A 9,970-nucleotide genomic window follows, 5' to 3' on the forward strand; every position below is an offset into this window, starting at 1 on the left:
TGGGAGCGGATTGTTGCGTCAGTGTTTCATGGCCACGGACATCCCGTGGCCATCGCTTACGCATTGTCCGCTTTGTGCAGCAGCCCAACCAGTAGATTACCTTCGGGCGTCAGGGTTGTACTGACAAGTTCAAAGCCCTGTCGACCGTATTCCTGGGTCAGGTGAATCGACAAGCGGTCGGCTTCATCTGACGACGTTATGCCTTCAAACAATATGTATTTGATGGTGTTCATGAGCAGGATCCTCCTCGTTGCAGCAGTTGCGCCAATTCATTGTGCAGCGCTTCAGTATAATTGCTTATGCCTGCACCGGTCTGGCTTTCCAGTTGCTGCATCTGGGCGGTGGTCAGATCGCCATACGCGGTCCCCGTGACAAGATTACCTGTTTGGGTAAACTCGCTGGCCGTGAGCCCGTCGCACATGATTTTCAGGCTGGATTTGGCCAGATCGGAATAGGTTGGGATGGGTTTGGCCATACTGACAGCGGCCGCTGCCTCAACGGCATCTAATTCGCTCAGGTTATTCGCCGCATCACCGGAGATCAGCGCAGCACGAAAAGTGATCACATCGTCACCACTGCTGTTTTCCACATTGTTGAACTGCGCATCGCTGATCAGCGCCATCACATCCTTCCCATCGCCCATCTTGGGATTGAGAATGAAGGTGCGGGTTTTGTAGCCGAAATTACCTTGCACCGGCTTGTTGACATCCACACCGCTGGTTTCAACAGTCAGTGAAGAGCGGGTAGCCTGGTAAAACGTAATGCTGTTACTGCACCCGCCAAGGGTGACAACGGCTAACAGGAATAGTATTCGCATAGTGTCATCCTCATTGACAGTTGTTGGTGTTGTCGCGGGCGGTGTCGTAAATCGTCTCGCGCAGGCTGGTCAGGACTTCGCCGTTTTTGGCGATTGCCGCAGCGGCATTGCCAGTAGCATTAAATTGTTCGTAATTGAAACAATCCAAACCCTTTATTGCGCCATCGATAATGGCGACGCTTGACGCCGCGTCCAACCCATCGCCTTTTTCAGGGATCACCGCAAAGGTGTCGGTGGTGTAGCCCACCGACAAGCGGTTGTTGCCGCTGGTGCCTACGCCCACATCGACGCCGACTACGGTTTCCTGAACATACAGGTAATGGGATGACTGACAACCGCACAGCAACAACAGTGCGCCGACAAGACTTCCCGGTCTTGTGAATGATTTCATGGTGATGGTTCCTCAGTAAGAAAAAGTAAGGCTTGTCCCTGTGCCGCTTCTCCGGATAAGTACTGCAGCCGAAAAACACTGTGGGTGTCTTTCTGGATATGCACTACCGATTGTTGCTGATGTCCTATCAACAACCGAAATAAGGTGGGTGAAAAGTCCATGCTCAGGCCGCTGCGGGCCCGTTGAAAGGCCGCCGCATCCTGGCACAGTGCCAGCGAAAATTCGCTGTCAGTGCTTTGTACTGCCGGCAGGTTGAACAGCGAGTCGGTGCTGATTGAGTCCAGTGCCACAGCCTTTGAGGGACACAGCAAAAAGCGCTCGATGTGGCCGATGACCAACGAGCGGGTCGGGCTGCGGGTGTCCAGCAATACTCCAAAGCCTTCGATGCGCTCGATGCTGCCGTAGTCACTGGTGTGTGTCTGGCGGCTGAAGCCGACACCATAGCCGTTGATGGCACAGCCACTGAGCATGGTAAGCAGTGCAACCCACAATCCTCTTTGCACGGTCCCTGGCATGCAGTGTCCTTATTGTTCAAACGGTATTTTGGCGGGCTCGCCGATGGCGGTGGGTTTTTCCGGCTTGGGCTTGGCTTTTTCAGTCCGGTTGATATCCATTTCGCGGGGATCTTTACCCAGTAAATAACCGCCAATCGCCCCCAGCAGACCAATCACCTGGGTGAGGGTTTCCTGTTCAATACTCGGCACTACCGTGAGGATCAGGGTGATCATCAGGATCAATATCAAGCCAAGCAGACGGATAACCGAGTAGGGCGTCCAGGAGTATTCGGTGTATTTAACCAGTATTGTTGCGGCCACCAGTGCGATCACCGCCAGTATGAAGATCAACGTGATAATCTCTGAAGCATCAGCCAGTGATTCGGCCCAGGATGCCGCGGCAGCGTCAGAAAGGTGCAGTTGAGGGCCGGACGCACTGTCAGCGTTGTTGCCGGCTTTAGCCTGTTGGGTTGTCGTCGCAACCGCGGGGGTGGTGCTACTGTTATTGTCAGTTTGAGCAAAACTGCCGGGGGACAACAGCACTAAAATCAGAAAAACGCCAAGCCATCGACTGCACATAAGCAAAATCCTTGTAAGGTCACTAGCTCAGGCACATCAACAACAAGCTATTAGATTGTTTTTCTTAAGATTATCATGCTTCCCGAAACTGTCAATTTCACGCCTTTGGTTAAGTTATTCGCCTTTGGCGCAGAGCGATGATTTCCGGGTGGTAATAAAAGGCCGCCCATTCATCTCTGGCATTGCCAAAACGATCCTGATGTTGCGCCAGTACCGCCATGGCGTCTGCCAGTTCGGTGCTTTGCGGTTCGGGCGGCGACACCGTCGCAGGTTTGGTCAAACGCTTGCGCAGCGCCTGCATATCAACCTGATTGCCGGGGCAGGATTTCGCCGTTCGGTAGCGGTCTGACAGTACGCCCCGGTCGACCAGCAGGTTGAGCTCCCGGTGACCAATCACTCGCGAGACAGGAATGCTGTGGGTTTCCATCAATTGATCCAACAAGGCGATGAGGCTGTCATATTGGGCTTCAGTAAAGTCATTTTCATCGCCGTGGCCAACACAACAAATCCCCAGGGAACGGCTGTTCAGGCCCAGAGCATGAGCACCCTGCACATGGTCGGGGCGGCCTTTTTCGACCATTCCATCGCTCTTGTGGCTGTGTTTATCATTCAGGATCACGTAATGGTAGCCGATGCCGTTCCAGCCTTTGGCCCGGTGCCAGCTGTCAATCATGTCTTTGTCGCAATCCTTGCCGTTGAACGCGGCAGTATGAATAACAATGTAGTCCGGTGTCATATTCAGGTCCTTGTCACGGGTAAACCTGATACCGCAAGGTTTTTTGCTGAGGGTCAGGATCTATAGACCGTCCTTGGCGGTTTTACAAACCGGGGCTGGTTGTGCGTTGCCGGGTGTAACGATAAAGTGCCGCCAGCAGCAGGCACAGTGCTGCGGGTACCAGCATGGCGTAGAATTGCACCTGTTGGAAAAGCCAGGCACCCAGGGCCGCCCCAAGCACAAACCCGCCGATGATCAGTACAAACAACATGCCTTTGCGCCGATCCAGCGGTTCCTTGCGGCATCGGGCGCCCAGCATCAGGCCCAGATCAGTGACGATACCGGTCAGGTGAGTGGTTCTGACGATGGCGCCACTGTAGTTGGTGGCCAGGGCGTTTTGCAGTCCACACGCGGCAGACGCCAGGTAGTGGCCAATATAGACGTCTTGATTCAGGAACAGCAGGGCACCGCACAGCAGCAGGGCTTCGATCAGTAAGGTGGTGTCGTAGTGTCGACCCAACAGCAACGCATTGCCCGGCAACATAAACCCGCACAGGGTGGAGCCGAGCAGGAAACTCAGCACAATCCCGACCAGGTGCAATACCGCCGAAGGATGGTCGCTGATAAGGGCTGCCCCCATCAGCGTGGCGGTGCCAGACAGGTGGGAAATGGCCTGGTGTTCAACCCCCAATAAGCCAATCGCATTGATGCAGCCAGCGACCAGCGCGAGTAAAAACGCACCGTATTCAACCCAGCGTGGTAATTGGGTGATCACATCCACTTCCCCTTAGTGTCTACGCCTTTTGAGTGTCTCACCTGGCAGAGGTGGGGGTAAAGGTATCAGGCATAAAAAAGCGCACCGAAGTGCGCTTTTTCAATCGTTAAAGGTGTTCAATCAGGCACGACGGCGACGGATGAACAGACCCGCCAGGGCCAGACCGAACAGAGACAGTACGGAAGGTTCTGGCACGGTTACCCGCTGCAGGGCACCGCTAAATACCTGTTGGCTGTCCTGGTCGCTCAGTCCCTCAACGCTCAGTTGGGTGTACAGGCTGTTGGCAAAATCCACATAGCCGCCATTCAGAGCAAACGCCTGGCTTAATGCGGTGAGGCCAAAACGATCGCCGTTCTCAACGTCAAAGCTGATACTGATATTACGATAAGTATCGGCGTCAGCGGCAATGTCAGCGTCGTTACGGCTGCTATAGCTGGCACTGGCCAGCGCGGTACCGAAGTTGCTTGGGAACAAGGCTTCTGCGGCAATCTCCAGTCCCTGATAGGCACCAATTAACAGTGAATAGGCAGAATCATTCGCACCGTCCCACAGACCGTTTGACATCAGAAAATGGATGTCGGCAGTAAAGGTTAGGGTGGTTGCTTCACCACTCCATTCGTACTCCTGATAGGAGAACAGGTTGGCCGAGTTACGCTCAAAGGCGTCTGCAGCCACTACGAAATGGGCTTCAGGCAGGGTCAATGCGCTGTCGTCCAGCTCGGCACTCAACCAGATATCACCGTCGGCATTCTGCAAAAAGGCTTGCAGTTCATTGGTGGATACAACCTGCTGGGTCATTCGTGAGCCCAGACCTTCTTCACCTTCCTGGAAATATTGTTGCCACTGGGTATTAAAAATACACGCATGTTCAGCGGTCACATCCGCTTCATTGCTCGGCATCCCCCGTCCGTAATCGCGGCCAAACTGCGCGATGACAGGAGCCCATTGGCTCATATAACCGGGTTCACCTACAGCAGAGCAGCTGCGCTGGGTGACATTGACACCCGTTTGCGTTGTGACAAATGCAGCTTGGGCGCTGGTGGATACCAGCAAGAAGAGTGACGCGCTGGCGCCTAGAATGTTCCACAGTTTCATTAAGTACGACCTCAACCTTAATTAATTCGGCGAGGATTAAGCAGGTACCGTGCCAACATGAAAAAAACATTCTATGACAGAAGATTATGGTTTCTGTGAGTGATAGTGCCAGGAGAAGTGTTAAAAATATCGACACTCTGGTCGTACCAGAAGCGCATAGGCTGAATGGCGTTTTGACAGCATAAAAAAAAGCGCACCGAAGTGCGCTTTTTATTCAACGGTAATGTTCAATCAGGCGCGACGGCGACGGATGAACAGACCAGCTAGGGCAGTCATGAACAACACTGCAACGCCAGGCTCGGAAACCACGGCAGGTGGTGCACTCAGTGACAACTCACCGAACACGACAGGGTTGCCTGAAAAGGTGTCAAAGATATCGATGAAGTTGTCCAGCGCAGGGTCAAATGCGAAGGCATCAAAGATGCCCTGGAACGCGTAACCGTCAAAAGATTCAGTGTCGAACGCCAGGAACTCGATACCTGCAAACAGGTTGGTGCTGTCAACAATGGCTTCGAAGTCAAATACGCTGAAGCCCATGTCACGACCAAACATCGTGAAGCTGGTGAACGTGTCAAAAGACAGGAAACCGAAACCGTCGTCTACACCATCAATGGTGTCGATGGTGATTTCACCGTAAGCCGTGCCATCAATCAGCACGTCATGGGTGATCAGGGTGGCTTGCGCGGTGGACACGGTGCCCAGTACCAGCAGCAATGCTGCAAAATAGTGTTTTACAAATTTCATGATAATACCTACATCAAATCAAGTTGAACGGGCTGCCAGTCTCACTGGCAGCCACTCACGTACATTAAGGTTGAACTTCCAGAACAGTCGTACCGGCTTCGTTACCTTCGTCGTCGTAGAAGGTAATTGCACCCATGTACAGATAGTCTGCGTCCAGGCCGCTGGTCATCACGCGAACGTTGTTGTAGCGTCCGTCAATGGCGCGCGGTGAAGCAACGATACGTGTTTCAGCACCTTCGCTGTCCGCTACCCATACAGGCATGGTGAAGGTGGTGGTGTCAGCACCAGCCAGTGACCAGCCGTGTACCCATACCAGGTATACGTCGCCCGCACCGATGTTAGCGCGTGGCTCTGGGTTCACCAGGATAACGTCTTCGTTAGAACCGCCATTAGTAGAGGTGGCAACTTGCGCACAGCTCCAACCGGTACAACGGTAAACGTACAGGTCAAGGTCGCTACCAGGCTGGGCAACCAGGCTGTCACGCAGGCTGAAGCGCGCTACTTTGGTACCTTCCGGAATGTGGTAGAAGTTGGTAGACAGACCCGCTTCGTTGAACGAGAAGCTTTGGTCAGGGTCTTGTGCCACTTCACCCTCAGTACCGAACGGAGCAACCAGACCGGCGTAGCTCAGGCTGGTAGAGCCGCTGTACAGCATCTTCACAGGGAAGGTTGCGCGACCACGGTTAAGATCCAGAGACAGACTCTCAGGTACTTCGATCTTCACGTCTGGGGCAGGCATCACAGCGATTGGGCTGCGAACCACAGTGCCGTCAGTACCGGTCAGAACAACAGCGCCGAATACCCACTCGTTAACCACTGTTTCTTCGGTTTTCGCGAAAGTGACAGAGAAGCTTGCAGTACCGTTGGCGTCAACCACCAGGTTTGCAGACTCGGTCTCAACACCGTCAGCATCATAGGTTTTGGTGCTGGCCGTCAGACCTTCAAGGCCTTCCAACGCAACAGTGTAGTCACCACCGATACCAGACACGTCAGTCAGGGTACGGTAGATGGTTTCTTGCTCAGTCAATTTACCGATAGCAATAGACGGGTAGTTCAGCTGGCTTGGGTCAGTTGAGAAGCCAGCGCCTTCCAGGTCGGCACAGGTAACACCAGTGGAGCCCTCTACGAAGCTATCTTCGCCCAGACCACACATGAACGCCATGTAGTCACCCAGGTTAGCGTCATAGGTCAGGCCCGGTGCCATTGCTGGAACAGGGTTAGCGTGACCTGCACCAAAGTCGAACGGATCCGCAGGCGTGGTGCCGTCTTCTTTGGTAACGCCTTGATAGGCTGTTGTCATCAGCGCAGACTTGATTTGCGCAGGTGACCAGTCAGGGTGCTGACCTTTCAGCAACGCCGCCATACCGGCGATGTGCGGAGATGACATTGAGGTACCGTTCAGGTACTTCACTTGCTCGCCTTGCGGGCCGAACATTGGCGTTGAAGAGGTGGCTGCCAGGATGCGTACACCCGGAGCAGTGATGTCTGGCTTGATCACATCCAGGGTTGAACCGTTAGGACCACGAGACGAGAAGCCCGCCATCATGTTGCCGGTTTCTTCCTGAGTAGTGAAGATAGACGCGCTCATGCGCACAGTGATCTCTTCACCGCCAGTGATGGCTGCGTTCAGCGCGTCACCGGCTGCAGTGTCAATCATACCGCCAGGGATGTCGTAAGAACCGTCACCACCTAGGGCGGTTACCGGGCGACCATCGCTGTAGATGATAACCGCAGCAGCACCGGCCAGTTGGGCACGTTCTACTTTCTCGGTAAATGCACAGGTACCGCGTTGGATCAGGGCGATGTTGCCATTGATCGCTTCAGCGTTGTCCAGCGGCGCAGAAGCACCGTCAACAAAACAGCCTTGCAGAGGTTCTGCGATAACCAGCTGACCGGCCTTGTCGCCAGTTTCGATCAGCGGCGCAGTGATCGCACCTTCAACGAAAGGTACTTGCTCCAGCGGATCGCGAGAGGTCAGTTCGATGGCGTTGGTGGCGCTGATACCGTCATAGGTAGAAGCACCGACACTGGCAACCCAAGGGGCTGGCGTGCCAACGGTTACGGCGGTAGGGCCGCTGTTACCGGCAGATACGGATACGAATACACCGGCATCAGCCGCGCGCAACATCGCCGCTGTAGAAGGAGTTGTAAGGTCAGTACGACTGCCGCCGATTGAGTAGTTGATTACGTCAACACCGTCAGCGATTGCCTGATCGATAGCGGCCATTGAATCACCGTAGAAGCAGCCAGCTTCATCATTGCCTTCAGGGCTTACATAATCGGAATTCCAGCACACTTTGTACATGGCAACACGGGCACGTGGCGCAATACCGCTGATGGTGCCAATCTCGGTACCAAACATCTCTGCAACAACGCCTTCATTACCAGCGGCGGTACCCGCGGTGTGGCTACCGTGGCCATCTGCATCACGGGGAGAGATGAATTCACCCAGACCGGTCTGAATTTCATACTGGGACTCAAAAGTGTCCTTATAGTAGCGGGCACCAATCAGTTTGTTATTACAGCTGAACGTACCGGCATCAGTTTCTTCACCAGCATCACAGCTGCCCGTCCATCCCAATTCGGCGGGATCAGAGTAGCTGCCGTCATCGGCAAAGCTTGGGTTTTCCGGAGTAATACCGGTATCCAGAATACCAACGATAACGCCTTCGCCTTTAATGTCCAGCGAGTGCTGACCACCAGGGCCGGTCAGGCCTAAAAAGGCAGGCGTATTCGACGTTTGCGGCTTGAACAGTTCATCTTGCCAAACACCGGCAACGTTTGCATTCGCTTCCAGTGCCTTGGCTTGCTCTGGGCTCAACTTGGCAGCAAAACCGTTGAAGGTGTGCACGTAGTTGTGCAGCACATCGGTAACACCCACTTCTTGGGCAATTTGCTGTTGTTTGGCTTTCATTTGTGCCGCATAGGCACGCATGTTGGCCGATTGGGCGTTGTAACGGTTACCTTGTGCAACCACTTGGTTGCTGGGTAACAGCTCGCCAATCGACTCGGCGTAAGAGATACCGGACGCGTCTTTCAGTTGTACAATGTACACGCCGGAGCTTTTCTTCACGGATTGAACGGTGCCGCTTTGTTTCAGCTGGCTTAAATCGTTCGTGTAGACTTGTTGGGCAAGGGCAGCGGTCGACAACACACTGGTTGTAACTGCCATAGAGATCATGCTTCCCAGTAGGGATTTCTTGAACTTCATTTGCGTCTCCTGTTGACACTTTTTTTATATCCGGGCGGTAGACTCATCGGGCGATGGTTACCGTCTTTTTCCCTGTTGCGCTATGATTATTATTAAAGCAGCGCTTCAGTTTGCGTGACGGTGATGGGTCTTTGCTCTTGCCCATTTTTTTGGCCGCTCTACGCATGAGCTGAAATGGACAGCAAAAAGTGGGCCTCTTTTATAACGTCATGTATTTAAAGGAAATATTTCATTCTTATGTGATTTGATTGACAGTTCTGTTAAAGAAGCTGACAGTGGTGTTGATAAATTGAACGATGGCGGTGCAATCTGCATTGAAACGCATAAATCGAGGACTCTAAATATTTATGGAAGCGATTACACGCACTGTTTTCGGGATTGCCGGATGATATGGGACTGTATGTAAACTGCGACGGATTGTGGCGGGAAGTGATCGAGTTGCAGGCGCATTATTTCCCCTACCCGGATGGCCTATACTCCCGTAGCCAACCTGCGCTGGGATTGGATGATGATAGCTGGTTGCCATTGGCGGATGTTCCTCATCAGGGGTTGTGCGTTAAATATCTCGACACCGACAGCGAGTGGCAGCTGGTTGATTGGCCCCTTAGTAAAATAGAAGATAAGGCGGGGTTTTGACCCCTGCGAGCTGATTTGCCGGCAAAACCTCTGCCTTATATATAGGAATGATTACTTCTGGTTGAAAAGTGCGCAGTTAAACGCTTTTTTTGAAATATCGGTTGATCTGAATCTTAAGGCCTGTAGAATGCGCGCTCGCTTCGGGGCAAACCTTGAAGCGGCGCAACCCGGACTGAGTTTCAGTCGATAGCTGTAAGGCTTACGGGAAGCGGGATGCAGCGAGATGGATTCGAAATTAATTTGAAAAAATCTGTTGACATCGACATGGGGAAGCGTAGAATGCGCGTCCCGCTTGAGAGAGTCCTGAGACACTCCAAGCAGCCGGAAACGAACGTTTTTGGCACTGTTCTTTAACAATTGATAACAAGACAATCTGTGTGGGCACTCGTTAGAAGAGTGTCAACCAAAAATTCATATTTCGATATTTAATTGAAGAGTTTGATCATGGCTCAGATTGAACGCTGGCGGCAGGCCTAACACATGCAAGTCGAACGGTAACAGGAAGTGCTTGCA

At 53.0% G+C, this 9,970-nt stretch carries 11 protein-coding genes and 1 rRNA gene; 2 read left to right on the top strand and 10 right to left on the bottom strand.

What is annotated here, in order from left to right; genetic code table 11:
• Nucleotides 1–56: 56 nt before the first annotated feature.
• The 10 genes from LJ739_RS11495 to LJ739_RS19140 form a co-directional block, all read right to left on the bottom strand.
• The gene (locus LJ739_RS11495) at nucleotides 57–233 is read right to left on the bottom strand and encodes a hypothetical protein (RefSeq protein ID WP_229160647.1); all 177 of its coding nucleotides are present in this window, start codon (nucleotides 231–233) and stop codon (nucleotides 57–59) included.
• Nucleotides 230–817: a hypothetical protein gene (locus LJ739_RS11500; protein WP_229160649.1), complete on the bottom strand. Its 588-nt coding sequence runs from the start codon at nucleotides 815–817 to the stop codon at nucleotides 230–232. Before LJ739_RS11500 ends, LJ739_RS11495 begins: the two co-directional genes overlap by 4 nt.
• Before the next feature lie 10 nt (nucleotides 818–827).
• Nucleotides 828–1,208, bottom strand: coding sequence for a hypothetical protein (locus LJ739_RS11505; RefSeq protein WP_229160651.1), 381 nt, complete (start codon nucleotides 1,206–1,208; stop codon nucleotides 828–830).
• Nucleotides 1,205–1,723 (bottom strand): hypothetical protein, encoded by a 519-nt coding sequence (locus LJ739_RS11510; RefSeq protein ID WP_229160655.1) that lies wholly within the window; start codon nucleotides 1,721–1,723, stop codon nucleotides 1,205–1,207. Before LJ739_RS11510 ends, LJ739_RS11505 begins: the two co-directional genes overlap by 4 nt.
• Before the next feature lie 9 nt (nucleotides 1,724–1,732).
• On the bottom strand, nucleotides 1,733–2,281 hold the full coding sequence (locus LJ739_RS11515) for a hypothetical protein (protein ID WP_229160657.1): 549 nt from the start codon (nucleotides 2,279–2,281) through the stop codon (nucleotides 1,733–1,735).
• Nucleotides 2,282–2,390: 109 nt separating this feature from the next.
• On the bottom strand, nucleotides 2,391–3,017 hold the full coding sequence (locus LJ739_RS11520) for an N-acetylmuramoyl-L-alanine amidase (protein ID WP_229160659.1): 627 nt from the start codon (nucleotides 3,015–3,017) through the stop codon (nucleotides 2,391–2,393).
• Between the two features lie 82 nt (nucleotides 3,018–3,099).
• Nucleotides 3,100–3,771, bottom strand: coding sequence for a YoaK family protein (locus LJ739_RS11525; protein ID WP_229160662.1), 672 nt, complete (start codon nucleotides 3,769–3,771; stop codon nucleotides 3,100–3,102).
• A gap of 120 nt (nucleotides 3,772–3,891) precedes the next feature.
• Nucleotides 3,892–4,866 (bottom strand): PEP-CTERM sorting domain-containing protein, encoded by a 975-nt coding sequence (locus tag LJ739_RS11530; protein ID WP_229160664.1) that lies wholly within the window; start codon nucleotides 4,864–4,866, stop codon nucleotides 3,892–3,894.
• Nucleotides 4,867–5,097: 231 nt separating this feature from the next.
• Complete coding sequence (locus LJ739_RS11535; protein WP_229160666.1) at nucleotides 5,098–5,610, bottom strand: PEP-CTERM sorting domain-containing protein; 513 nt, start codon at nucleotides 5,608–5,610, stop codon at nucleotides 5,098–5,100.
• A gap of 64 nt (nucleotides 5,611–5,674) precedes the next feature.
• Complete coding sequence (locus LJ739_RS19140; protein ID WP_324254905.1) at nucleotides 5,675–8,821, bottom strand: S8 family serine peptidase; 3,147 nt, start codon at nucleotides 8,819–8,821, stop codon at nucleotides 5,675–5,677.
• A gap of 390 nt (nucleotides 8,822–9,211) precedes the next feature.
• Here LJ739_RS19140 and LJ739_RS11555 point away from each other — a divergent pair, with 390 nt between their 5' ends.
• Both LJ739_RS11555 and LJ739_RS11560 read left to right on the top strand, forming a co-directional pair.
• The gene (locus LJ739_RS11555; protein ID WP_229160669.1) at nucleotides 9,212–9,457 is read left to right on the top strand and encodes a hypothetical protein; all 246 of its coding nucleotides are present in this window, start codon (nucleotides 9,212–9,214) and stop codon (nucleotides 9,455–9,457) included.
• Nucleotides 9,458–9,883: 426 nt separating this feature from the next.
• Nucleotides 9,884–9,970, top strand: a 16S ribosomal RNA gene (locus tag LJ739_RS11560); the annotation flags it as partial.

Origin of the sequence: Fluctibacter halophilus (genome assembly GCF_020687825.1) — a bacterium.
GTDB classification, from domain to species: domain Bacteria; phylum Pseudomonadota; class Gammaproteobacteria; order Enterobacterales; family Alteromonadaceae; genus Fluctibacter; species Fluctibacter halophilus.

Coding starts and splice junctions, on each gene's coding strand:
- LJ739_RS11495 (WP_229160647.1), bottom strand. CDS start 233: ATGAACACCATCAAATACATATTGTTTGAAGGCATAACGTCGTCAGAT.
- LJ739_RS11500 (WP_229160649.1), bottom strand. CDS start 817: ATGCGAATACTATTCCTGTTAGCCGTTGTCACCCTTGGCGGGTGCAGT.
- LJ739_RS11505 (WP_229160651.1), bottom strand. CDS start 1,208: ATGAAATCATTCACAAGACCGGGAAGTCTTGTCGGCGCACTGTTGTTG.
- LJ739_RS11510 (WP_229160655.1), bottom strand. CDS start 1,723: ATGCCAGGGACCGTGCAAAGAGGATTGTGGGTTGCACTGCTTACCATG.
- LJ739_RS11515 (WP_229160657.1), bottom strand. CDS start 2,281: ATGTGCAGTCGATGGCTTGGCGTTTTTCTGATTTTAGTGCTGTTGTCC.
- LJ739_RS11520 (WP_229160659.1), bottom strand. CDS start 3,017: ATGACACCGGACTACATTGTTATTCATACTGCCGCGTTCAACGGCAAG.
- LJ739_RS11530 (WP_229160664.1), bottom strand. CDS start 4,866: ATGAAACTGTGGAACATTCTAGGCGCCAGCGCGTCACTCTTCTTGCTG.
- LJ739_RS11535 (WP_229160666.1), bottom strand. CDS start 5,610: ATGAAATTTGTAAAACACTATTTTGCAGCATTGCTGCTGGTACTGGGC.
- LJ739_RS19140 (WP_324254905.1), bottom strand. CDS start 8,821: ATGAAGTTCAAGAAATCCCTACTGGGAAGCATGATCTCTATGGCAGTT.
- LJ739_RS11555 (WP_229160669.1), top strand. CDS start 9,212: ATGGGACTGTATGTAAACTGCGACGGATTGTGGCGGGAAGTGATCGAG.